Raw genomic sequence first — 24708 nt, forward strand, 5'->3', positions numbered from 1 at the left:
AAGGAACTGTATCTCGGAGAGATCACCTGGCTACCTGATAGCGGTGGCTGCTAAAACTACTCACGCCTACTTCGAGGGGGAGGGTTGCGGATGCGCGTGTCGATAATAGTTAGACAGATTGGCCATTATCACGATGCTCGCATTCGTGCAGTTTTCTCATTTGTGCCTGATCTTTCAGTCCTGTCGATCGTCAATGAGGCCGGTTTTTCCGAGTTTCTTTCCTCTGATTTAGGAAGGTACGATGTGATCAGAATGTTCTCTGGTCGTTCTGAGTATGAGGAGGCGGTAAGGACAGGGACGGTTGGCTTAGCTGTAGGCGCAGCATTGGATCGGATTGAGCCTGACGTTGTCGCGATTTCCGGGTGGGCAACTGCGGAGAGTTTTGCGGCTATCAACTGGGCTCGGACGAAATCGCGGGGCATTGTCGTTATGGCGGAGAGCCAACATGGGGACGCAACGCGGTCATTCGTACGCGAGTACATGAAATCGAGAGTGGTTCGGCTGTGTGATGCCGGTCTGGTAGGCGGGAAGCCACACATGGAGTATCTGGAACGCTTGGGTATGCCTTCCAATAGAATTTTTCTCGGTTATAACGCTGTTGCCAACGAACACTTTGGAAGTGGCGCAGAGTTGGCGAGAAAAAACGATTGCGATTTGCGTCGTCGGCTCGGGCTGCCGGGTCGTTATATTCTGGCTTCCGCCAGGTTTATCCCAAAAAAAAATATTGAAGGCCTTATCGAAGCTTTTGCCGCAAGTTGCGCCAAAAACCAGAACGCTCCGGATCTGGTAATTTTGGGCGATGGCGTTGAGAGAGCTAAGATAGACGCCGTTATCTCAGCTCGGAATATCGGAGCTAAGGTTCACCTGTTGGGGTTTAAACGATATGATCAATTGCCTGCGTTCTATGGCCTTGCCGAGGCTTTTGTGCATGTTTCCTTGATTGAGCAGTGGGGACTGGTCGTTAACGAGGCAATGGCCTCCAATTTGCCTGTTGTGGTGTCGAGCACATGCGGGGTTGCAGGTAGCTTAATAGAAGATGGCGTTAACGGAATTGTTGTTGATCCTACTTCTCTCGAAAGTATCGCGGCAGGCCTTGATCGTATTTTTAAGCTGGACGGCGATGCGCGAACGTCTATGGGACGGGCCGCAGCAAATACGATTTCAAGGTGGGGTCCACAACGATTTGCAAAGGGGTTGAATTCGGCCATCGAATCTGCGACCGAAAGCGGCAATCTGGGCCGCGGTCTGACGCAATGGGATCGGTTTCTTCTTTCCCGACTGTCACGTAGGTCGATGCACCATGTCTCATAGTGGCAACAGAAAGCTGTCTGTAGGGATCGTTTTAGGGAGCGCTTCCCGGGCGGCTGGGGGCTTATTTGTTTCAGTTCGGAGAACAGCACAGGCACTTGCAACTGCTGGTTGCGATATCACAGTATACAGCTTAGGAGATCGCTACACGAAGGATGATTTGGAGGCGTGGGCCCCTGTTCGAACGATAATAGTCAATCGGCAAGGGCCAGCATCAATTGGATACTCTTCAGGCATGGGAATGGCATTGGCTCGGGGCGATCATGATGTTATCCATCAGCACGGGATCTGGCAGGTTTTTTCTCGGCAGGTTTTTTCCCGAAGCCTGCGGTCGCGCCGGCCCGTAATTATATCACCCAGAGGCATGCTTGATTCTTGGGCGTTGGGCGTTTCATCGATGAAAAAGCGAGTTGCCTATGCTGTCTATGAGGGGGCAAATTTGAAAAACGCTGCCTGTCTTCACGCCTTGAGCAGTTCGGAGGAGGCGTCCATGCGAGACTTTGGACTGACAAATCCAATCGCTGTTATTCCGAACGGAATTGATCCTGCCCCCAGATCCGCCAAGTTCCACCGACCGCGCTTCATGCCGAACGACGGAAAGAAAACGCTGCTGTTTATCGGGCGGCTACATAGAAAAAAGGGACTGACTGAACTCATACAAGCTTGGGCAACTCTTCTGAAGCTGAACACACCTTTGTTTGAACGATGGCGTTTAGTCATAGCTGGCTGGGATGACGGCGGCTATGAACTGCAGCTCCGATCCGCGATTGCAGAGGCCGGTATTTCCGAGAATGTTGTAATTTCCGGTCCACTCTTCGATGTAAACAAAATTGCCGCTCTGCACCATGCTGACGCCTTCATTCTGCCGTCACACTCAGAAGGCATGCCAATGGCAGTTCTTGAGGCATGGGCTCACAGTCTGCCGGTCTTTATGACCTCTGCTTGCAATTTGCCGGAGGGATTTAGGGCTAACGCTGCCATGCAAATTTCGGTTGAGCCGACGATAATGGCTCAGCAGTTGATAACCGGCCTCTCCGCGTCAGACCTCCCTGAGATTGGCCGAAATGGACAGGCGCTGGTCTCCAATACATTCTCTTGGGCCAGTGTCGCTGAGAGCCAGCTTGGTGTTTACCGATGGATGCACCGCGGTGGAGATGCTCCTGGCTGCGTGAGCTTCGCTTGATCCAGTCGTGTGCAGTCGAGCCATTCTGCAGAAAAACAAACAATATGAGCGATCTCGACATAGCAGAAAATCGACGCGCTAGGAAATGGAGTCGGCGCGAGCAAGTGGGTCGAGTCCTCTGGACATTTGGAGCTCTACTATTCTGTTTGTCGCCGCGCCCGATGTGGCGGTGGCGTTGCACAATCTTGCGGCTGTTCGGGGCCCGAATTGCATCGAATGTGCATATTTACCAGACGGTGCGAATTGCCATACCGTGGAACATTGATATAGGCGCATATTCAGCTATAGGCGATCGGGTAATACTTTACTCCCTCGGCCCAATCAAAATTGGAAGCAAGGTCACTATCTCGCAGGGCGCTCACTTATGCGCAGGAACGCACGATTACAAGAATCCGCTTATGCCGCTAATCAAGTCGCCAATTGTCCTGGGAGACGGCGTCTGGGTTTGCGCCGATACGTTCGTTGGACCGAATGTAAAAATAGGTGCTATGGCAGTAGTTGGTGCACGCTCTGTTGTCGTGAAAGATATTCCAGAATGGACCGTAGCAGCCGGGCATCCGGCCAAGAAAATTGCACATCGCGAATTTTACCCGAAAACATGAAATTGAGACTAGACGGCAAATTGGTACGTTGGGCTGGGACTCTCGGGCTGTAGGAGCAATAGGTGAGACTTGAAGCCGTTATCTTAACTTTCAACGAGGGAAAGCATTTAAGGCGATGTATTTCAAGCTTGACAGGTGTTGCAGACCGGGTGCTCGTTGTTGACTCTTTTTCCTCAGATGACACCGTCATGATAGCTACTGAATGTGGCGCTCGTATTTTGCAGCGGAAGTGGCTGAACTACGCGGATCAATTTAACTGGGCGCTGGCGAATCTCGATTCTGAAACGAATTGGGTCCTACGGATTGATGCCGACGAATTTCTCACTCCAGCCTTAGCCAATGAAATTCGTACTCGATTGCCGAGTCTCGGTGACGAGATAGATGGGGTTACCTGCGGTCGCCGGATGATATTTCAAGGCCAATTGATCCGATTTGGTGGCGTGTTTCCGGTCCGACTGATTCGGCTGTTTAGGCCAGGTCGTGGAGAGTGCGAGAACCGTTGGATGGATGAACACATAAAGGTGACTGGTCCAACTGTCGACTTTACCGGAGATCTTATTGACGAAAATTTGAATTCGATAACATGGTGGACTGAAAAGCATAACCAGTATGCGAGTCGCGAGGCAGTAGACTTACTTAATCTCGAGTATGGTTTTGCGGTCCACGATTCCGTAGCTGACCTCGGAGACCGATCGGAAGCCACGATCAAACGCCGGATCAAGGAACGGGTGTACGCAAAATTGCCACTGGGCTCTCGAGCGTTCTTTTACTTTGTATATCGTTATGTCTTCCGGCTCGGCTTTCTTGATCGGAATGGGGGGGCAAACTTTCATCTACTTCAGGGATTTTGGTATAGGTACTTAGTCGACGCGAAAGTGTCCGAGGTAAAAAGAGAGATGAAGTTGAGCGGGGACAACCCAAAGCTTGTTATCAGACGAGTGCTAGGGATAGAGCTACAGCCCCGATAATATTTCTTCGTGTCGGCGGGGTCTGATGATGCACCCCCGATGTTGGGTAGATCGAACTTGCTTGTGACGTGCAAACGACTTGCGCTGACGTGCTGCGTAACCGACATCCAGACAGTGCGACGGCAGGGGAGCACTGAGAGGCATTCGCTTCGTCCCGACAAGAGCTAGGATTTTCCGCTTGCCAGTTTCGCCGAGCGGTTGCGGAAGTCAAAAGCAGTCCCCAATTGGCCGTTTGCTGCCACGAATTCTTTGTCCGCCTACTTGGCCTGTGATGTCGACGCGCAGCTACTTGAACGCCAAGGATAGATGAAATTTTCCGATCTCGAGCCCAACAGTTCTATCGCGGGTGGTGCTACGGCATCCGAGTTTGCCAAAAAATTGAAATGGGCAAGGTCATTCCCGAACGTCGCTGTTTTGATTTTAGACGTTACGGATGTTCCGTTAGTCATACAAGAAGCAACATTGAATTTGTCAGTTAAAATGGAGGTAGAACGGTGCGAAGAAGCATTAGGAATGCGGTAGGCAAGTTTCTTGCTCGCTATGATGTTGCCATAACCAGGCGCAGCTCTCTTCATGCGCTGCGTGAAAATGAAAAGTGTAGTTTTGACCTTCAGTTTGTGAGGGAGATGAACCCTGAGTCAAGGTCAGAGATTGTGGAGCTCCTGAGGGAGTCAAAGTCACAATTGAGGCAAGATCTCTTTGTGCTGTCAGAGCTTGATTTCAAAAAGAACGGTTTTTTTGTTGAGTTTGGAGCAACGGATGGCGTTAGTCTTAGTAACACGTTTTTATTGGAAAAGGAGTTTTTATGGAATGGAATAGTGGCTGAGCCCGCAAGAGTTTGGCACGACGCTCTTTCTAAGAACAGAGGCGTAAATGTGGAGACGAAATGCGTTTGGGAGAATTCGTCGTCTGCCTTAACGTTCAACGAAGTGCGATATTCGGAGTTGTCTACGATAGCCTCATTCAGTGGAAGCGACGGCCGCGCACGAGAGCGAGAAGTGGGAAAAACTTACACTGTAGATACCATTTCACTATTGGATCTTCTAAGAAAATATAAGGCTCCGTTCGAAGTAGACTATCTTTCGATTGATACGGAAGGTAGCGAATTGAAGATTCTTGAGGCGTTCGATTTTGATTTATACAACATTAAGGTCATAACTTGCGAGCACAATTATACGCCAATGCGTGAGAGAATCTTTGCGTTGCTAACAAGAGTCGGCTACGAGCGAAAACACGAGAAAATCTCGAAATTCGACGACTGGTACGTTAGAAAGTAAGAGTGATAAATTCGAATAGGCGCGCCGCTTAAGCTCCCTTTCACCCGCTAGAACGAAGCGAGTTGCTGTCTTTGCACTGCACTAATCGCAGCATATAGGTTAGGTTCGCTCACCGTTCCATCGAATCCTATTGCATCCCCGACGAGGGGCGGACGGATTTGACCTCCTTCCGCGCGATAAGCTAGTTTATTGCTGGAGGATCAGTGAATGTCGCATCAGGGAAAGCCACTGAAATAGAGTCTTCGGGCGGACGGTTTTTTGGGGAACCGGCATGGTGCGACCCTGTGGTTTGGAATCGTCAGACTATACAGATCTTTGATAGCTCCTGATAAATGGTAGAGGGACTTGAAAAAGAAAACGATAACTATTTTGGGAATTGGCGCCGTCCTTTTTACCCTTGGCTTCGCAGCGATTGTATTCAGCCAAATGAGACAACGGAAGGCTCCGGAGACGGTGACGCCGCAGGCAGAATTCAAAGGGAATCTGTCCATCCACACTATTCGCGACATGAGGGTTGCCGGTAGAAAAATCACTCTGTGCGGCGTCTCCTACACCAAACCACCGGGAATAGAGAAGCTGATAAGCGAGGCGGCGCGCAGTGATTACCAGGGGAGAGCCGTAACGTGTCGCCCCGTTGGGACTGGGACCCCTTGCGACGGAAGAGTAGCTGCTAAGTTTGGCGGTTCCGTTGTCGCTCAGTGTTTTACGTCTGACGGAACGGATCTCGCGCAAGAGTTTTCAAAGCGAGGTTTTCTTTGCGATGTTCCGGCGCAATCCGGTGGCCGCTATGTGGCGTGTGGCAAACCCTGAGTTTCCGGTTAGCCGTTGTCCTCGATGAGCGAACAGCGCAAGTGGCGCAAACTACGAACGCGAAGATCGGTGTTTCGAGCGCTGCACGACGACCGCTATGCCCCGGTCAGTTCGTCCGCGAGCGCATCCGAGAGGCGTTCGGCTGGATCAACGCCCCCAGTCCCGTCGGGCAGCCCCAGCAGACGGCCTGCCCCAAAAGCCTTACTAACCGCCAAACTCGCGGCTCTTGCCGGTGCTCCGATGAAAGCCCGTTGCCTTCTCACAGCATCCGCGACTGCAGACTTGCACGAGCCTGGCGCGATCTCTGCGGATCGGATCGCAGGTACCCAGGATATCCTTTCTGACAATCGCTGTTACAGCCAGGTGTAAAGATGGTATGTTCGCTTCAGTAATGGGTGTGGTCAATCAACCACACCGAAACCAAAAATTGTCTCGCATCTGCGAAATGGGTTGGAATTGGCGCAGAAAGCTGTTACGCGCTAATTTCAGTACCTTGGTGGTTGGGTGGGCCTCAGGTGACGTGGGACAGAAGGATCGAAACGGATGAACTTTGTTGTCAAAAGTGCGTTGGCCGGATCTGTAGCCTTGCTCGGCTTCGCTCCGGTATCGTCTTTCGCCCAGGATGCTTCTTGCACCTGTGCAACTGCGGATAGCGGCGTAAATCCGATTGGATCGCTAGGCCGCGTCAATGGCGACGTAATGATCTCGCAGGTAGCTGGCTATGGTCCAGCGCAAGCGGGGGGCGCGCTGGATTTCGGCAGCCGCGTGGTGGTCGGCGCCAAGGGGTCGGCTTCGGTTCGTGTCGGTGGCTGCAATTTGAGCGTGCCCGCCAATTCAAGCCTCGATATCTCCCGTGTTGAGAACAGGATTTGCCTCAATGTCGTGGGTTCTGAGCAGACGGCCGCCACTGATCCATCCGGCAACAATGTCAATCCCAATCGGAGCCGACTGCCGTTTTTGATCTTCGGTGGCATGGCTGGTGCAGCTGGTATTCTGGCCGCGACGGAAAATAAGCACCACGGCGTCAGCAAGTGAGTTGGCTATAAGGCGCATGGCGGCAGCAGATGCACGCGGCGCTTCTGGTGCGTATCTGTTATTGACGACAGGGCTGCCTTGATCTGCGTGCTGGCGTTGTGGCCGGTGTATTGGTCTGATCGCTTCAGCCCAAGGCGGCATGCGAATATTTGGGGCTGGTGAATATGGCGGAGCGAAGGTCAGAGGCCAGCCTATCGAGGCGTTATGACCGAATCGCAATCTTCCGCTTCGCTGCTTGTGGGTGTAGGTCGCAGTTCCGACGTCCCTCAAACGCGACGATTAAGTCAATCCGGTGGGGGGCGGCATGTGCATAGCGCTCGGTACATCGGGCGCGTTTATTGCCGCTCGCGGTGTGGGGCAAGGCCTTGTGCTATTGGGCGGCGGTGCGACGCTGATCGTCGGCCAACATGATGACTACAACTCTATCCGCCAGTAGCTGGGGCCTGGCATCCATCCCGCCGCACGAGCTTGACAAAAGCATCATTCGCTGTCGCGCGGGTGACACACTTGTATTTTTTTGGGATGACGTTGCCATGCTGCTCTTTTGCAGCCACAAACGCCAATGATAGATTTGCATTCCCATATCTTGCCTGGCCTGGACGACGGATCATCCAGTCTAGCTGAATCGCTGGAGATGGCTCGACTGGCCGTGGCCGACGGAACGACCCACATGGCGTGCACGCCCCACGTGACGCCGGGCGTTTACGAGAATGGAACATCGAACATCGTCCGAGCGGTTCAACTACTGGATCAGGCGCTGCGCCGCGCCGCCATACCACTTGCTCTCTACGTCGGCGCCGATGTTCACATAGCGCCGGATCTTCCGGACCAACTAGCGGCGGGCGGCGTGCCAACGTTAAACAGGTCCCGCTATTTTCTATTCGAACCACCGCATCATGTTTTACCTCCACGAATGGAGGATCTTGCCCTACGCCTCATAAACGCCGGTTTCATCCCGATTCTTACCCATCCGGAGCGTCTAACCTGGATCAAAACGAATTACGAAGTCATCGAGAGGTTGAACGCGGTTGGCTGCCTGATCCAGCTTACGGCAGACTCGATTATTGGTGCTTTTGGACGCACGGCGCTTTATTATTCGGAAAAGCTGATTGACGAAGGCAGGGTGGATATCATCGCGTCGGATACTCATAGCGCTACGCGCCGGCGCCCTGGGCTTTCGCAGGCGGTTGCGGCTGCCGCGAAACGGTGCGGGGAAGATGAGGCCACCGACATGGTGTTGAGACGCCCAGGCGAGATTTTAGCAAACCGGCCTCTTGAGCCAGTTGGAAAAGCGCGCGTGAAAAAATCACACCCCAGCAATATTGGTCGCTTTGGCGGATTAGGTCGCCTGTTTAAGGGCGGGACAGCATGATGGAGGGTTTTCGTTTTGCAAGGACCTGGCCAGGCGGCATATCTATCTTGTTCGCCTCACTATTGATGTCTGCCTGCACGAGCACGTCGTCCACAACTGCATCTTCGGCGGCTTCGGTCGACGCGCTGCAACTGACGTCATCCTCGACGCAACTTTCCGGCGGTGGGGTTTTGCACGTTGTGAAAGACCTGCCCGCACCGCAAGATACCCAGAACGGCAGCGAGCAGCCTCTGTCTCCAAACGACGTGCTTGAGGTTAATGTATTTCAAGTGGACAATCTGAACAGAACCGTTCAGGTCGATGCCGGTGGGCAAATTTCGTTACCGCTTATCGGAACCCTCACCGCGGCAGGAAAGACAGTCCGCCAATTAGAGAACGAAATCGAAACTGCATACGGCGCCAAGTATTTGCAGTCGCCCGATGTGACAGTCTTCGTTAAGGAGTCAATCGGACAGCGCATAACCGTCGATGGAGAGGTCAACAAAGCCGGTATTTATCCTGTGTCGAGCAATTCCTCTCTGCTTGACGCGATCGCTTTAGCGGGAGGGTTCAACCCCATCGGAGATGCAAGCAAAGTGTTTGTCTATCGTAATGTTGGCAAAAACAAGCTGGTCGCAAACTACAATGTCGAGGAAATTCGTGCAGGCAAGAACCGGAATCCGCGAATTTACGGTGGTGATGTAGTTGTCGTTTTTGCTTCAAAATCGAAAATTGCGATGAATAATCTCAAGGATGCCCTTGGAATTGCATCCAGCGCAGCCAGAATTGCAGTGATCCCTTAAGATGCCTTGCATCGCCAATAAAAAAGCCAACTAGGATCATCTTACGCTATGCTCGACCGCAATAGGCAGCATCAAATTGCAGGCCCCGTCCACGGCCAAATCCTGTCCGGCGAGACGTATTATGACGGTGCTCAAAACTATAGTTCGTATGGCCGAGATCACTCCGAGCAGGTTGAAGGCTTCAACCCGCTCAAGCTTCTTTTTTACGTTGTCCAGTATCGATGGCTAATCGCCATGATGGCGGCAGCCGGGTTGGTCGCCGGCGTCGTCGTCACGATGATGCAAACGCCAAAATATCAGGCGACAACGCAATTGGAAGTTCTGGTTCCATCGGCCAAGGTCTTCCAAGACATTGAGGTAGTTTCCGAAAGCAGCGACGTGCGGGCCTTTTTAACCGCTCGCGAGAAGCTCAAAAGCCGCGCATTGGCGCAGCGCGTTGTGTTCCAATTGGGCCTGAGCGAAAAGCCCGATTTCCTGTTTCCCACGCCCGACTTCTCTCTCAGTAACATTTTCTACCGCGCGTTCGGTATCTCTAAATCGCCTTCCATCCAGGAGAGAACACCGGAACAACGCGAGGCAATTGCCATCGGGCGCATCCTAAAAGATCTTACGGTCAATCTGGTCACCAACACGAGCTTGCTTTCGATAACATTCGTCGATCAGAAGCCGAAATATGCAAGTGATATCGCCAATCAGGTGGCGCAAAGCTTTATTGATCAACGCCTCGATCAGACGAGCGAAACTTCCGATCTGGCGCGCCAATTTATCCAAGAACAGGTTTTGCAGGTAAAGGAGAAGCTTCAAAAATCCGAAGAGGCGTTGGTCGCCTATGCAAAGGACGCTGGCATCACGGTTACTGCCGACGACAAGTCACTGATAGGCTCAAACATCGAGGCACTGAACACCGCGCTTGCGACAGCTATTCAGGAGCGGCTCGATGCCGGACGAGTGGTCGAGCAGATAGACAAAGGTCGCGGGTCGAGCCTAGGCCCAGTCTTGGAAAGCGAAGGCCTGCGAAAGCTCAGTGACAAACTGGCGGATTTAACCAGTCAATATCAACAAAAACTGGGCGTACTGAAGCCCGGTTTTCCGGAAATGCAACAGCTCCAGTCGCAGATCAAAGAGCTGCAACGACTCTATAACAACGGCGTGCTGGCAATCACGGATTCGCTTCGATTGAAATACCAAGAAGCGCTGAACAAGGAAGCCGACCTTAAGTCTAAACTTGCAGAGATGGAAAAGCAGCAGGTCGTCTTTAACGATAAAAACATCAAATACACGATTCTTAAGCGTGAAGTGGATTCGAATCGGTCACAGTATGACAGTCTCATTGCTAAGCTGAATGAGGTCGGCGTCAGCTCGGAATTGAAGACACAAAGTGCGGCAATTGTGGATTTCGCATCACAGCCGTCCGTTCCATACTCTCCACGTCTAAGTGTTAATCTTGCAATTGCGCTTGCTCTATTTATGGGCATAGGATCGTCTGTTATCTATGTCATAGAATTGCTGAACAATACCTTCACCAATCCTGAGCAGGTCGAAAAAGAGCTGGGATTGGCGATGCTCGGCATCTTGCCGCTTGTCGATGAGCGCGAATTTGTGGCCAGCATAGCCGATCAGAAATCCGGACTGTCAGAGGCGTACCGTTCGCTACGAACGTCGCTGCAATTCTCTGGAGCCGAAGGCGCGCCGCGGTCGTTGCTGGTCACAAGTTCGGAACCTTCCGAGGGCAAGTCGACCACATCATTCAAGCTCGGGCAAGATTTCGCGGCTCTTGGCGCAAGAGTTCTCATTGTCGACGGCGATCTTCGAAAGCCAAACCTTCATCGCCTTTTTGGTCTAGACAACACAATCGGGCTGAGCAATCTTCTCACAAACACCGTCCGGAAGGAGGATCTGGCGAGCATATTTAGGGCGACAAAATATCCCAATGTGACGGTCCTAACCTCTGGAACCATTCCTCCGAATCCTGCGGACCTGCTTTCTTCACCGAAAATGGCGTTAATCGTGACCAACCTCGGCAAGCGCTTTGACTTAGTAATAATCGATGCTCCCCCGATCGTCGGCCTTTCAGATGCGCCCATCCTCAGCCGGCTCGCCGAGGGCACGTTGATGGTCATTTCAACGAATCAGGTCACACGCAAGTCGGCGAAAACGGCGTTAAAGCGCCTGCGAGCTGCGGGGGCCAACGTTGTCGGAGCCACAATGTCGAAGTTTGCCGTGAACAAGTTCGATTACAATTATGCCTATAAATACATGAACTATCAGTACTACGATTACGGCGCGAGCACCCCGAAAATTGAGGGCATAGTCGATGACGGAGCAGACCAGCCCGCTTATGCAAAATCTTCGGCGTTCCAGCGTTTGGTTCGTCGCATCCGTTCTAGCGTTGTCGGCTTCGTCGATCGGGCTAAGTCGATTTCTTGAGACTGAAACACCTGGCGTTTCTCTCGCGCTTGACCCCTTGAACGTGGATGCGTTAATTACCGAAATTACCGACGAACTTAACGATACAAGCAACGCTCCTCCTGATCTTGAGGCATTGCTCACTAAGGCTAGAGGTGCGCTTCGCTTCGACGTGGCAGACGCACGTCTCTACAGCCTGATTGGCGAGGCCGAATATCGACAAGGTGAAAAAGAGAAAGCCTATGAGCTTTTCGATCAGGCCCGAAGACTTTCGAAGACAGAGATCCATGCGCTCCAGAGGTCAATCGGCCACTCGATCGAGACACGCGATCTGTCAAAGGCGGTCGCTGACATCAATATAATGTTGCGGCGATGGCCGGACGAGTTTCCGGCCATCACAGAGGCGTTGCCGACAATTCTAGCCGACCCCGATGGATACCAGGCTGTCCTGACGGCCATCAAGGCAGACGCGCCGTGGAGGGCCAGCCTGTTCGCCGCTCTTGGCAAAACCTCCGACGGGCGCGATTTTGCAAATCGGCTGCTGCTGGATTTGGCCGACTCAAGCGCGCCACCTTTGTCGAGCGAGCTGTCGACAGTAATTAACGGGTACATTGGGGAGAAGAAATACGATTCTGCATATCGGCTGTTTCTTTTCAGCCTGTCTGATCATGAGAGGAAGTTAGGCGGATACATTTTCAATAGCACGTTCGAGCCGGTCTTCAGCGGCAAGCCATTTGATTGGCAGCTCCGCGATCAATCAGGTTTGCAAGTCACATTTGCAACATCTCAGGATGCGGTAGAGGGCGAGGGTGGGGCGACGGTCCGATTTTTGAACACGCCGGTCAAGAGCTCTGCTCTTCAGCAATACATTCAATTGCCTCCAGGGTCCTACAAAATTTCCCTACTTACATCTGGGAGGAATCTGAAGCTTCCAAAGGAACTGTTTTGGTCGATCAGATGCGTGGATCGAGCCGGCGAAATAACGCGCCTCATGGTTCCCGAGGGAAACTACAATCGTCAAATTCTGAGCGGGAATTTTACGGTTGGATCGCCCGCATGCCCTCTGCAATTGCTGCGTTTGGAGACTGCTGCGATAGCTGAGAGCTGGCGATTTCGGTATGTCGGTACGTTGGTAATGCACAAATTGAGCATTGAGAGACTTTCATCTTGATCGATCGACGGGCGGAATGGGATAAATATTTCCTTGGGTCAGTCTTGTTCTTATCTCTGCTGATCGGCGGTGGTACTGCAAGCGGCCTCTACACAGATAGTCTGATTCAGGTGGCGACGTTCCTCTCGGTGGCGGCCGTTTTTTCGCAAGGCTCTGGCCAAAGAATCCCCCATTCTGCCCTTTGGCTGTTGATGTTTGCCGTGGCCTGGGCAGCTTTGCAGGTCGTCCCGCTGCCGGCGGCCATATTCGACGGGTTGCGGCCCGAACTGCTGCTCGCGGATCGCTGGATGGCTGGAGAAACCCGCTTTCGCTTCATAAGCGTCGGAGTTGGTCGCACCACCGAGTGTATATTGTTTATGGCAGCATCAATAGCGTTGTTCTTAGGTATAACTCGGCTGCGTAGCGATCAAGTCAATGGACTTCTTCCGTTTTTCTTCATGGGAGTTCTTTGTAATGGATTGGCAGGCGCCATTCAATATTCGCTTTCAACGGACGTTGCTATTGTAGGGCTGTTCCCTTTTACAATCAACGCTGGGCTTTTCGCGAATCAGAATCATTTTTCAGCTTTGCTTTTCGTTTCGATTCCGTTCGTCGCGTACTATGGCCTGTTCCGAGGACATCTCTTGTCCGGGTCTTTGGGCTTGATCTCACTTTTGCTGCTTCTTTTGGCCGCCGGTTCACGTGCCGGCGTTCTGATCGGACTGGCGATCACCATAATATCCGTCGCCTTTCTTTCGGCTCGTTCCAGAGCCAGTGGTTTTACCACCCTAGTAATTTTTGTCGTGCTTTCCGTCTACACCATAGGCGCGTGGACAAAGATCGATGCAGAGGTGGTCGATCCGGCATTCGGCCGAGCAGAGTTTGCCCGCACTACCGTCGAAGGTATTAAAGACAACTGGCCAATTGGAGTTGGATTCGGAAATTTCCAAAAAGCCTATCAGATCTATGAAAAGGAAAGTATGATCTTCAGCCAATACGTCAACCATGCCCACAACGAGTATCTTGAGCTCGCCTTCGAAGGTGGAATTCCTGCTATTGTACTGATGATAAGCTACTTTGTACTGCTTTTCTCTGCGTTGGCTAGGGTGCGCCGCGACCCGTTTCAGAAAGCGGCATTTCTCTCGGTATCTTTTCTTCTCATTCATTCGCTGGTCGACTATCCGCTGCGGACCGAGGCACTAGCGATGACCTTTGCGTATATGAATGCCATCATCTTCCACAAGGGATTCGCCGAGCGTTTGGGCCGCAAGAGTGAGGTTATCGAGGTCGACCACAACGGCGACAAACTGTTTGTTCCCATCGGAACTTAGCTCTAGGTGTGGAGCGTCAATTGGTTTTCCTAGGTCACGCCAAGGCGGCCGATAGGTGATTTCGATTTGAGAGTGCTGTGTCGTCGATGCCAGTTATAGCTATGCAGCCATGCCCGTCGGTATCGCCACACTTTCGGAAAATGGGGGGCGCTTGAGATTTCCGCGGAAACAGGCTCGTGCCGGACACCCAAGGGTGCTGACGGGACAATCCGTTTCGAGGAGAATGGGGTGAACTTTCTGGTAACCGGAGGGGCCGGCTTTATCGGCTCAGCAGTCTGCCGGTATTTGTGCGGCAGTCCGGCCTACCATGTGACCAATCTCGACAAGCTCACCTATACAGGCAATCTGGCTTCGCTGCGGCTGATAGAGAATGCCCACAATTATAGGTTCGAGCACGCCGACATTTGTGACGACAGGACGGTTCTGGAGGTGCTGCGTCGCGACGAGATCGACATCGTCATGCATCTGGCCGCCGAAAGCCACGTCGACCGATCGATCGACAGGCCCGCTGCCTTTATCGAGACCAACATCGTTGGGACCTACCGAATGCTCAATTCGGCGCTGGAATATTGGCGCAGGCTCTCCGGCGAAAGAAAAAGCCGGTTCCGTTTCCACCACATCTCGACCGATGAAGTGTTCGGTGATCTGCCCTTCGACGGCAGTGTCTTCACCGAACAGACGTCCTATGCGCCGTCCTCACCCTATTCGGCTTCGAAAGCCGCGTCCGATCACCTGGTGCGCGCATGGCACAACACTTACGGCCTGCCGGTCGTGCTGTCGAACTGCTCAAACAATTACGGTCCTTGCCAGTTTCCCGAAAAGCTGATCCCGCTCGTCATTTTGAACGCTCTCGACGAGAAGCCGCTGCCTCTGTACGGCGCCGGCAGTAACGTCCGCGATTGGCTCTTCGTCGAAGACCACGCCCGCGCTTTGGCCCTAATCGCTACCCGAGGTGTAGTCGGCGAGAGCTACAATGTCGGTGGCGGCTCGGAACGCAGCAACATGGAGGTGGTCGAGGCAATCTGCAGCATTCTGGACGACAGACGGCCCCGTTCCGGGTCTCGGCGGTATCGCGATCTCATCGCATTTGTCGCGGATCGCCCCGGCCACGATCGCCGTTATGCGATTGACGCTTCCAAGATACGGCTCGATCTGGGCTGGGCGCCTCGCGAGACATTCGCCGGCGGCCTCGCCAAAACTGTCGACTGGTACCTCCAGAACGAATGGTGGTGGGGCCCGATCCGCCGCGACCACTATACAGGCGAGCGGCTTGGCGAGGCGCGCGTGGGTGTTGTGTGAGGCTTGTGTCACCACGCGAGGCCAAGTAGTTTATAGCTTGGTTGAGCGTATCTATTTGACCCAGCTTCGAGAGATCACTGTAGTCAGCCGGCCTCAACTCGATCCGGTGAGGCCGGAGATTTGCTCGTCGATCTGCTCGTTTCCGCCGCGGGCTGCACCGCCTCGATCAGGCCAAAGATGAACCGGACCTTGCCTCGGAGGTCAAATGGCGTGCTGGCAGCCAAGGTTTCGACAACGCAAGGCGGTTGGCCAATGGGGTGCACCATGACAGGATGCAGCGGCCTTTCCACGGCCTAGGTAATATTTTCCGGGCCTCCCAGACGCAACGGCTCCTTGAGCAGGAATTTCCCGATTTTGCTGGCCATACGGAAAATTCATTCCCGAACCATTCGGCCGCAGGCTTGTCTTGCATTGTTCTGGACCGGAACGATCTGCTAGAACGCCCGCACGAGAATAGATTGTCCAGAAGTGCAGTTTGAATCGGGCGGCTGAAGGTCGCCTCCGATGCAGGCCCTTCTATGGATCGGTACGAAAGAACGCTCGCAGTCCATGAACATCGCACTTACGCACCTTCAGCGGCTTGAGGCCGAATCCATCCACATTTTTCGCGAGGTGGCCGCGGCTTTCGCCAAGCCGGTGATGCTCTATTCGGTCGGCAAGGATTCGTCGGTGCTCATGCACCTGGCAATGAAGGCGTTCTATCCGGCCAAGCCGCCCTTTCCCTTTCTCCATGTCGACACGACCTGGAAATTCCGCGAAATGATCGCCTTTCGCGACCAGATGCAGCAAAAGCTCGGCTTCGACCTCCTGGTCCATGTTAATGAAGACGGTGTGCGCGACAACATCAACCCTTTCGACCACGGCTCAAACACCCACACGCATGTAATGAAGACGGTGGCGCTGCGGCAGGCGCTCGACAAATACGGGTTTGACGCTGCCTTCGGCGGCGCGCGGCGCGACGAGGAGAAGTCGCGCGCCAAGGAGCGCATCTTCTCCTTCCGCAACGCCCAGCACGTCTGGGATCCGAAGAACCAGCGGCCGGAGATGTGGAAGATTTTCAACACCCGCATCGCTGCCGGTGAATCGATCAGGGTGTTCCCGTTGTCGAACTGGACCGAGCTCGACATCTGGCAGTACATTCTCCAGGAAGACATCCCGATCGTGCCCCTGTATCTGGCCAAGGAGCGGCCGGTCGTCGAGCGCGATGGCATGCTTATCCTGAGGGATGACGAGCGCATGCAGTTGCGGCCTGGCGAAACAGTGGAGAACCGGATGGTGCGGTTCCGCACGCTCGGCTGCTATCCGCTGACCGGCGCGATCGAGTCGGAGGCCGACACTCTGGAGGCGATAGTCGGCGAAATGCTCACGGCGCGCACTTCCGAGCGGCAAGGTCGCCTGATTGATCGTGATGAAGCCGGCTCGATGGAAAAGAAGAAGCGCGAGGGGTATTTCTGAGTATGCGCCACATCATGGCCAAGAGCCTCGCCCCGACCGACGGCGTCCGCGACTATCTGGCGGCGCAGGAACGAAAGTCGCTGCTGCGCTTCCTGACCTGCGGCTCGGTCGACGACGGTAAGTCGACGCTGATCGGGCGCCTGCTTTCCGACACCAAGCAGATTTTCGAGGACCAGCTCGCCACGCTCGAGCGCGATTCGCGCAAGCACGGCACCACCGGCGACGACGTCGACTTCGCGCTGCTGGTCGACGGCCTCGAGGCCGAGCGCGAGCAAGGCATTACCATCGACGTCGCCTATCGCTTCTTCGCCACGCCAAAGCGCAAGTTCATCGTCGCCGACACGCCCGGCCACGAACAATACACGCGTAACATGGCGACGGGTGCATCGACCGCGGATCTCGCCATCGTGCTGATCGATGCCCGCCAGGGGGTGCTGCGTCAGACCAGGCGGCATTCGATCATCGCCTCGCTGCTTGGCATCCGCCACATCGTGCTCGCCGTCAACAAGATCGATCTTGTCGGCTTCGACGAGGCGGTGTTTAAACGGATCGTCGCGGATTACGGGCAGTTCTCACGTGAGCTCGGCTTCCAGACGATCGTGCCCATTCCTATGTCGGCCCGTTATGGCGACAACGTTACCGGCCGTTCCGACAGGACAGACTGGTTTTCCGGGCCGACGCTGATCGAACATCTCGAGACAGTCTCGGTCGACGAGGCCGCGGTCGAATTGCCGTTTCGGTTTCCTGTCCAATATGTGAACCGTCCCAATCTCGATTTCCGCGGCTTCGCCGGCACCATCGCCTCCGGCTCGGTTGCGCCGGGCGATGAGGTGGTCGTCGCCAAATCCGGCAAGTCCTCGCACGTCAGGCGCATCGTTTCGCATGGCGGCGACCTTCAGCAGGCTATCGCCGGCCAGGCCATCACTCTTGTCCTCGACGACGAGGTGGAAGTCTCGCGCGGCAATATGCTGGTGTCGCCGGCAGCGCGGCCGCAGGTCGCCGACCAATTCGCCGCCAACATCGTCTGGTTCGATGAGCATGCGCTGCTGCCCGGCCGCTCTTATATCCTGCGCACCGAGACCGACCAGACTAGCGCCACCGTCACCGACTTGAAATACCGGGTCAACGTCAACGACTTTGCCCATGAGGCGGCCAAGTCGCTTGAAATGAACGAAGTCGGCATCTGCAATATCTCGACGCGGTCGCCGATCGCCTTCGATCCGTTTGCCGAAAACCGCACCACCGGCGCCTTCATCCTCATCGACCGCATCACCAACGCCACGGTCGGCGCCGGCATGATCCTGCATTCGCTGCGCCGCGCCGAAAACATCCACTGGCAGTCGCTCGATGTCGGCAAGCGCGCCCGCGCCGATATGAAGAACCAGCGGCCGGCCGTGTTCTGGTTCACCGGGCTTTCGGGCTCGGGCAAGTCGACCATCGCCAATCTGTTCGAAAAGAAGCTGTTCGCCACCGGGCGCCATACCTACATTCTGGATGGCGACAACGTCCGTCACGGCCTCAACCGCGATCTCGGTTTCACCGACGCCGATCGTGTCGAAAACATTCGCCGCGTCGCCGAAGTGGCACGCCTGATGGCCGACGCCGGGCTGATCGTCATCGTGTCGTTCATTTCGCCGTTCAGCGCCGAGCGGCGCATGGCGCGCGAACTGATGGCCGACGGCGAATTCGTCGAGGTGTTTGTCGATACCCCCTTCGAGGAATGCGCCAGACGCGATCCGAAGGGTCTCTATGCGCGGGCGTTGAACGGCGAGATCAAGAATTTCACCGGCGTCGATTCACCCTATGAGGTGCCGGAAAAACCTGAAATCCATCTCAAGACCCTCGGCAGATCGGCCGAGGAGATGGTGGACGCCCTGGAACACTGGCTGAACGAGCGGGACATTGCCGAAGACCAATATGACAGCGGCGGCGGTATCTGACGACGAAGCGATGCTCGCCGTCTTCGAGCACCTTGCCTTGGCGGCAGGGCGCGAGGTGATGCGCGTCTTTCGTGCCGGCTGTGCGATCGACCAAAAGTCGGACAGTTCGCCGGTGACGGAGGCTGACCGCGAGAGCGAGAAGATCATCCTTGCCGGGCTGCGCGCCGCATTTCCAGAGATTCCATGCGTGGCAGAGGAGGAAGCCTCTGCCGGCATCATGGCACCGGATCTCGGCGACGCCTTCTTCCTGATCGATCCTCTCGACGGCACCAAGGAGTTCGTCAACCGCAGGACCGATTTCACTGTCAACATCGCGCTGGTTCGCCATGGCGTGCCGGAGATCGGCGTTGTCTTCGCGCCTTGCACCGGCCGCTTCTTTTCCGGCCGGCCGGGCAAAGCGGAGACGATCGAGACAAATGACGACTACGAGATCGTCGATCGCCAGCCGATTTCGGCAAGGGCCGGTATGGTGCCGCTGACCGTCGTTGCCAGCCGCTCCCACAACACGCCGGAAACCGAGGCCTATATCCGCGCGCTTGGCGCCGCCGAGATCGTCTCGGTCGGCTCGTCGCTGAAATTCTGTCTCATCGCCAGCGCCGAGGCGGACGTCTATCCACGCTTCGGCCGCACGATGGAGTGGGACACGGCCGCAGGTGACGCGGTGCTACGCGCCGCCGGCGGCATGACGCGCACGCTGGATGGTGAGCCGCTCGCCTACGGCAAGCGCAACCAGAGTGACGACGAGGATTTCGCCAACCCGCATTTTATCGCAAGCGGCAAGGCTGCTGGATTTGGCTAGACGGTGATTGCGCCGTTCCAGACCCGTACGAAAGTGCGGGTGTTGCACGTGACTTATGCAAGCGACCTCAGATACTGCTCGAGATCTGTAAACACAGCGGTACGATCCCATCCAGCCGACAGTTGGGTCGGCGTGGCCGATTTGCTTCGTGTCCGGTCGATGCTGCGGGGCCTTCACACGGTGTATCCAAATTGCTGTATACCGATACACTTGAACGGCTATACGAGGCAGTGATGGCGTTCCACATCAAAAATCCCGAGACCGACGCACTGGCCCGCCGGCTCGCCGCAGTTAAGAGGACTGGTCTGACAGAGGCCGTCCATGCCGCGCTCAAGCATGAGCTTGAGCGCGAACAGGCTAGACGGTCCCTGGTAGAGATCGGCGTCAGGTTCTGCCGTGATCTGCGAGCCTGGGGCAAGCCTGATCGCGGCAGGCCCGCCGACAAGGCGTTTCGCGACAGCCTGTACTGAGAATGACTGATGTTCACCGACGCCTCGGCCCTGACGGCGCTGATGACCAACGAGGATGATGCGCGAACTCCTGGCCGGGACCCGGCGCGCCTGAACGGTGTTGAACCGGACTTTACTTGGCTGGCCACGGTCCAGATTGGATCACGTTCAAGAACCTAAAGTGCGGCGGGCTTGCTTCGGATGGTTAAGGCCAGGAGCGCCTCTGAAAGTCGTTTCTTCGCCCGCTCCACCCCGTTCTCGTCGATTGCCTCAACATCGAGGAACAAGTCGAGACCAGTCGCATGCTCGCTGATGACCTGAGGGCGCTGGGCGAGTTCACCCAGGAGGCCCTCGACTTCGTAGGGGACAACCTCCCGGCTGATCCCCTTCATGGCAATGGGTGCTAACGGACGCGCCCGGACAAGGTCGCGCACGAGCGCGTAAGTCTCATAGCTGAGGCAGATGCCGCCGGGCTCGGCAATCGACTGCAGCCGGGCCGCCAAGTTCGCCTCGGCTCCAATGATCGTGTAGTCCATCCGATCATCGGAACCGAAGTTCCCAACATTGCAATAGCCCGTGTTGATGCCCATGCGAGCTCGGAAGGGCCGTTCAACTCCGCGGTCATGCCACACTCTGTTCAACTGCTCCAGCCGACGCTGCATGTCGACAGCCATGCGCAAGCAGGCTCTCGCGTCTTCCTCGACGCCTTGCGTCTCGGGGTCTCCGAAGAACACAAGAAGCGCGTCGCCGATGAACTTGTCGACGGTGCCGCCGTGTTTGAGCGCGATCGTCGACATCTCGGTAAAGTACTCGTTGAGGAGAAGCGTCAGATCCTCGGGCTGGAGCCGTTCCACGATCGCGGTGAAATCCTTGACGTCGGAGAAAAAGATCGTGAGCTTCTTGCGCTCGGTCGCGATGGTGACGTCCTTCTGGCCGCTGAAGATGCTTTTGTAGATTTGAGGCGAAAGGTATTTGGCGATCTTCAATGAAATCGCGGCCAGGAAGTCGTTTGCCTCCGAAAGCTCCTTGTTGATGCCCTGAATCAACGCGGACTGCCGACGCTGCAGGAGAATGAACGTCAGGCCCGCCGCCGCCGCGAAACCGAAATATAGGAGCAGATACTTGAAGGTCAGCACGTTCGCAGCGATAGGCTGATTGACTGATATCTCCTGGATCCCTCGGACATCCCCTACCTTCCAGTCCGTCTTGGGGCTGTCCGGGTGTGAGTTATGGCAGGTCACGCACACTTGTCCCATTATGACAGGGGCCGCGGCGCGGACCTGCCGGTCAAACAGTGAGCCCGAGACCTCGATGATCGGCTCCTTCGGGTTGGCGCGCAAAGCTAGGATTGCATTCCGCTCGAACGCATCGAGCTGGTGGGGCGCGCGACCTTTGAAAGGCAGATCCGAGACGAACCGATATTTGACCGAGCCGTCATGAGCGCTGATGCGCTTGCCGAGTTCGATCGAGAGGGTTGCTGGAATAGGGATCGCGCCTGGCACGTCCCGATAGTTGTGCGTCGCAGTCACGGCGCCGTTAGCTTGCAGCACGCGTCCCACGACGTCGCTGCCGTAAAATCCGCGCATTTCGTCGATGATGCGGCTGATTTCGCTGGCTTGCCTGCGCAGCATCCGTTCCGACAGGTCTCGGAGGTCGAGCCAGGCTGCGACGGGCAGACCGACAAGGCCGATGACCACTGCCGCCACCAGGAGCGGTCCCATGGTGCGCTGCTGACGCGCAATCTGTTCACCCAGTCCAGCCATTGTGCAAGCGCCCGGCCGTCTTAGTATGTGAACTATAGCTCATTCCCGCCGCGGTACCAGAGTCAGTCTTGGCTCGATGAAAACACGTCGGCCCTGCAACGTCGGACCGACCTCGAGCGGTTGTTGCCAAGCCGCGACTCTCACGGCGGATTTCGCATTCTGGCGCTGGACGGGCAGTGAATCAGCGAAGTGGATGTCGCAACGTCGGTTGTGGCCCGGAATGCGCTGCGCGATAGCCGCTCAGGTGTCAAAATTCGCGTCTCGCAAGGTCGAGAGACTTCTGCGGCCGGAGAGCGCGTCGGAGAAGAAAACGTCCCGCGAAACGTCTCCGCGCGTCGGTCGCACTATGAAATGGGACACCGCGGCGGGTGACGCGCGCTGCCGGCAGCATGACGCGCACCTGAATGGTGCGCCGCTCGCCCGCGGTAAGCGCAACCAGAGCGACGACGAGGATTTCGCCAATTCGCATTTCATTGCCAGCGGCAACCCTGCCACGGCCGCTTAGATATCATGATGAGTCCAATCCCGTCCCGGCTCGTCGGCCCCGTTGACGCCGTCGCGGATGCGACGCCTAGGTGAAGCATTTATTTTCAGGCGAACGCTCGTGGCAGGGAGTAACCATCCGGTGTGGATCGTGGCAGCGGCGCTTTCGCGTGTTAAACTGCTTGCATGGAGATCGACACCGACAAGATCGACGATGCCGTTATGGGCCTGCTTTGGCTGACGCTGCATGAAGAGAGGCGCGCCTGGAAGGGGTTGGATCGGAATGCTCTGGATCGCTTGCACGAGAAGGGGCTGATCGCGAATCCGGCAAACAAGGCGAAGTCGGTGGTTCTGACAGATGAAGGACTGCGGCGTGCTGAGGAGCTATTCCGAACCCTGTTCACTCGCCCGGCGCCCTGAGCCAGAGCGCTGGACGGGCGCCTGCGAGCTGATAGCGCACATGGCTGAATTTCGACACCGGCGGCGCGCCGACCGCAGGCGGGACGGCCGGTGCTCTCGCCGTGACGGCCAAATTGGTATTCGTCACCCACGCCAACGGGCGCATCCATTCTGTTAAGGCAGTGGCAGAGCATACCGCAGCCGCGAGATGCTTCTCCCGGCGAATGGGCGCTCCGGGCCGAGTTGCAGGCAGGCAGCGGGTCTGCGCCCGCTGCTGGCACATGGGATGTTGAAGAGGCAGATTACCACAAGCAATGTGTCATCATGGATGCGGATTTCCGAAGGCAGGTTTCTCAAGCACCAGCACATGACTGCCAAGAGGCGATGTGTGAGTGCTCTTGACCTGGAACCCCTCGTCAGAAAGCGTTTCGATGAATTCGCCATCCGTTCCAGGCGGAACGCGGGCAACGACGTTCGAGGTGCGCCTCACAATATTGGAAAGCACCCTTCGCGCCTTGCCTGGGCCGATGTTGCGCTGCATGTGCTGATAGACGGCCAGCAGCAGGACGATATCGTATTTCGGTAGAAGGATATTGCCGAGGCGCCGGCTGCCGAGATTCAGGCGATCGAACCGGGCATGCACCGGGGAGCCACTCAACAACATCTTTGCGGTCTCGATGTGCGGCTTGGCAATGTCGATCCCGTGGATCGAACTGGGTTTCAGCTTGGAGATCTCATAGGCGACAACACCCATATTGCAGCCAACATCGAGAATGGATTTTCCGGTGTAGTCGACCTTTGCGGAGAATAGCCCGTCAAGTCTGTCGTCCCACGTTCCGGCAAAACCCCTTTTGAATCTTGACCACCACAAATCATCAGCTCCTTTGAGAAGAGCCCCCTTGAGCGCCTCCTACCACGAGAGAATTAACGGTCGATACCCGTTCAACTGGAATTGATGACATTGACGAACCAAGGCAGGGACGTGTGCGGCCGCCTCACAACCCCATCACTTTGAGTGCCGCGGGAACCGCATAGCGGCTGCCGTCATAGCGCAGCCGGTTGGTGCGCTTCACAGGCTTGCCAGGATGGGAATGGCATTCGCCATTCTGGTCGGGGGAGGGACTATCGGTATTCGTCTGCTCAACCGCGGTGATATCGTGATAGCCCTGATGGCTCGCCGGGCTCATCGCCAGGCTGACCTGGCTGGAATGAAAGTATCCGGCGCAACTACCATCGCTATCGCCGCCAGAGCCGGCCACCACGAGGCCGTCGAGCACCATGCGTAGCGTATCGCCGGTGCGAGCGTAGAGCCGCAGGTCGGTTTCAGCGAACGGAGCGGTCAGCGAATGGTGTGCCAGTTCGATGCGCAGGCCGAAGGCGGTTACCTCAGGGGCCAGTGCATAGCGGCCGGTGTCGAATTCCACCTTCTCGATGACGATCGCGTCATCGGTCATCAGACCGGGCTGGAGCAGGCGCTGGCGCACACGCCGCGTATTCCTGTCGACGACCAGAAGCTCGATATCGCCGACATGCAGGTGGTCGCCGTTAGCGCTGTCAATCAGCGGCACTGCGACCAACAGCAGGTCGACATGGGCGGGCCAAATCTTGCAGACCAGGCCGAATGGCGCATCGGTCCCCGGGAGCGTTGAGGTGATGCTGGTATGAGGTTCAAGCGTGAACGAGGTGCCGTCGGCGCTCTTTCGGGCCTTGGGATAGGCCTGCTGCACCAGCGCGGCGGCATCGCCGCAATCGCCCGCCGCGGCTCGGGCGGGCGACAGGCCGGCTGAGGCCAGGCCGAGCAACAGGACAGGCAACACTATTCGCATGGAGTTTCTCGCCTAGCAGGGCCGGGTTAGGCCAGTGGCTTTCTACGCGAGATTGGTGGCGGCGCACAGTG

Annotated in this window: 22 protein-coding genes and 1 pseudogene; 20 read left to right on the top strand and 3 right to left on the bottom strand. The window is 55.9% G+C overall.

Annotated elements, in window-relative coordinates; genetic code table 11:
- Positions 1-90 precede the first annotated feature (90 nt).
- The 18 genes from NKH90_RS25755 to NKH90_RS25840 all read left to right on the top strand — a co-directional run bounded on the left by NKH90_RS25755 (position 91) and on the right by NKH90_RS25840 (position 20346).
- Entirely contained in the window at positions 91-1311 is a 1221-nt protein-coding gene (locus NKH90_RS25755) for a glycosyltransferase (protein WP_352821717.1), read from the top strand.
- Positions 1301-2491 carry a glycosyltransferase gene (locus NKH90_RS25760; protein ID WP_352821720.1) on the top strand — a complete coding sequence of 397 codons (1191 nt, stop codon included), beginning with the start codon at positions 1301-1303 and terminating at the stop codon, positions 2489-2491. The genes NKH90_RS25755 and NKH90_RS25760 overlap by 11 nt, the downstream gene beginning before the upstream one ends.
- A 398-nt stretch (positions 2492-2889) precedes the next feature.
- A complete protein-coding gene (locus NKH90_RS25765; protein WP_352821722.1) occupies positions 2890-3093 on the top strand; it encodes an LbetaH domain-containing protein in 204 nt (67 codons plus the stop codon).
- A gap of 62 nt (positions 3094-3155) precedes the next feature.
- Positions 3156-4061 (top strand): glycosyltransferase family 2 protein, encoded by a 906-nt coding sequence (locus NKH90_RS25770; protein ID WP_352821725.1) that lies wholly within the window; start codon positions 3156-3158, stop codon positions 4059-4061.
- A gap of 494 nt (positions 4062-4555) precedes the next feature.
- Positions 4556-5338: an FkbM family methyltransferase gene (locus NKH90_RS25775; protein WP_352821727.1), complete on the top strand. Its 783-nt coding sequence runs from the start codon at positions 4556-4558 to the stop codon at positions 5336-5338.
- A 345-nt stretch (positions 5339-5683) separates the two neighbouring features.
- Positions 5684-6148: a hypothetical protein gene (locus NKH90_RS25780; protein ID WP_352821729.1), complete on the top strand. Its 465-nt coding sequence runs from the start codon at positions 5684-5686 to the stop codon at positions 6146-6148.
- Positions 6149-6691: 543 nt separating this feature from the next.
- The gene (locus NKH90_RS25785; RefSeq protein WP_352821732.1) at positions 6692-7183 is read left to right on the top strand and encodes a hypothetical protein; all 492 of its coding nucleotides are present in this window, start codon (positions 6692-6694) and stop codon (positions 7181-7183) included.
- A gap of 562 nt (positions 7184-7745) precedes the next feature.
- Entirely contained in the window at positions 7746-8555 is an 810-nt protein-coding gene (locus tag NKH90_RS25790) for a tyrosine-protein phosphatase (protein ID WP_352821734.1), read from the top strand.
- Complete coding sequence (locus NKH90_RS25795) at positions 8552-9337, top strand: polysaccharide biosynthesis/export family protein (RefSeq protein WP_352821735.1); 786 nt, start codon at positions 8552-8554, stop codon at positions 9335-9337. Before NKH90_RS25790 ends, NKH90_RS25795 begins: the two co-directional genes overlap by 4 nt.
- 48 nt (positions 9338-9385) lie before the next feature.
- Positions 9386-11764: a GumC family protein gene (locus NKH90_RS25800; RefSeq protein WP_352821737.1), complete on the top strand. Its 2379-nt coding sequence runs from the start codon at positions 9386-9388 to the stop codon at positions 11762-11764.
- A gap of 43 nt (positions 11765-11807) precedes the next feature.
- Positions 11808-12914, top strand: coding sequence for a tetratricopeptide repeat protein (locus NKH90_RS25805; RefSeq protein ID WP_352821777.1), 1107 nt, complete (start codon positions 11808-11810; stop codon positions 12912-12914).
- On the top strand, positions 12911-14224 hold the full coding sequence (locus tag NKH90_RS25810) for an O-antigen ligase family protein (protein ID WP_352821739.1): 1314 nt from the start codon (positions 12911-12913) through the stop codon (positions 14222-14224). Before NKH90_RS25805 ends, NKH90_RS25810 begins: the two co-directional genes overlap by 4 nt.
- Before the next feature lie 228 nt (positions 14225-14452).
- On the top strand, positions 14453-15523 hold the full coding sequence (gene rfbB / locus NKH90_RS25815) for a dTDP-glucose 4,6-dehydratase (protein WP_352821742.1): 1071 nt from the start codon (positions 14453-14455) through the stop codon (positions 15521-15523).
- A gap of 549 nt (positions 15524-16072) precedes the next feature.
- Positions 16073-16978 carry a sulfate adenylyltransferase subunit CysD gene (gene cysD, locus NKH90_RS25820; protein ID WP_352821744.1) on the top strand — a complete coding sequence of 302 codons (906 nt, stop codon included), beginning with the start codon at positions 16073-16075 and terminating at the stop codon, positions 16976-16978.
- Positions 16979-16980: 2 nt separating this feature from the next.
- Positions 16981-18918: a sulfate adenylyltransferase subunit CysN gene (cysN, locus tag NKH90_RS25825; protein ID WP_352821746.1), complete on the top strand. Its 1938-nt coding sequence runs from the start codon at positions 16981-16983 to the stop codon at positions 18916-18918.
- A gap of 10 nt (positions 18919-18928) precedes the next feature.
- A complete protein-coding gene (gene cysQ / locus NKH90_RS25830) occupies positions 18929-19717 on the top strand; it encodes a 3'(2'),5'-bisphosphate nucleotidase CysQ (protein ID WP_352821779.1) in 789 nt (262 codons plus the stop codon).
- 233 nt (positions 19718-19950) lie between these two features.
- Positions 19951-20187: a type II toxin-antitoxin system VapB family antitoxin gene (locus NKH90_RS25835; RefSeq protein ID WP_352821748.1), complete on the top strand. Its 237-nt coding sequence runs from the start codon at positions 19951-19953 to the stop codon at positions 20185-20187.
- A 9-nt stretch (positions 20188-20196) separates the two neighbouring features.
- Positions 20197-20346, top strand: a complete 150-nt coding sequence (locus tag NKH90_RS25840) for a hypothetical protein (RefSeq protein WP_352821751.1) — start codon at positions 20197-20199, stop codon at positions 20344-20346.
- Here the strand turns inward: NKH90_RS25840 and NKH90_RS25845 are convergent.
- The gene (locus NKH90_RS25845) at positions 20343-21929 is read right to left on the bottom strand and encodes an adenylate/guanylate cyclase domain-containing protein (RefSeq protein WP_352616530.1); all 1587 of its coding nucleotides are present in this window, start codon (positions 21927-21929) and stop codon (positions 20343-20345) included. The genes NKH90_RS25840 and NKH90_RS25845 overlap by 4 nt on opposite strands.
- Before the next feature lie 328 nt (positions 21930-22257).
- Between NKH90_RS25845 and NKH90_RS25850 the strand changes: the two are divergent.
- Positions 22258-22434, top strand: a pseudogene (locus tag NKH90_RS25850) (3'(2'),5'-bisphosphate nucleotidase CysQ); the annotation flags it as partial.
- Between the two features lie 164 nt (positions 22435-22598).
- Complete coding sequence (locus tag NKH90_RS25855; RefSeq protein ID WP_352821754.1) at positions 22599-22832, top strand: DUF6429 family protein; 234 nt, start codon at positions 22599-22601, stop codon at positions 22830-22832.
- 301 nt (positions 22833-23133) lie between these two features.
- Here NKH90_RS25855 and NKH90_RS25860 read toward each other — a convergent pair whose 3' ends face one another.
- On the bottom strand, positions 23134-23682 hold the full coding sequence (locus NKH90_RS25860; protein ID WP_352821756.1) for a class I SAM-dependent methyltransferase: 549 nt from the start codon (positions 23680-23682) through the stop codon (positions 23134-23136).
- A gap of 124 nt (positions 23683-23806) precedes the next feature.
- Positions 23807-24613 carry a PA3715 family protein gene (locus tag NKH90_RS25865; protein WP_352821758.1) on the bottom strand — a complete coding sequence of 269 codons (807 nt, stop codon included), beginning with the start codon at positions 24611-24613 and terminating at the stop codon, positions 23807-23809.
- Positions 24614-24708 lie beyond the last annotated feature (95 nt).

The sequence above is a fragment of the Mesorhizobium sp. M0898 genome, from assembly GCF_040319695.1.
GTDB lineage: Bacteria > Pseudomonadota > Alphaproteobacteria > Rhizobiales > Rhizobiaceae > Mesorhizobium.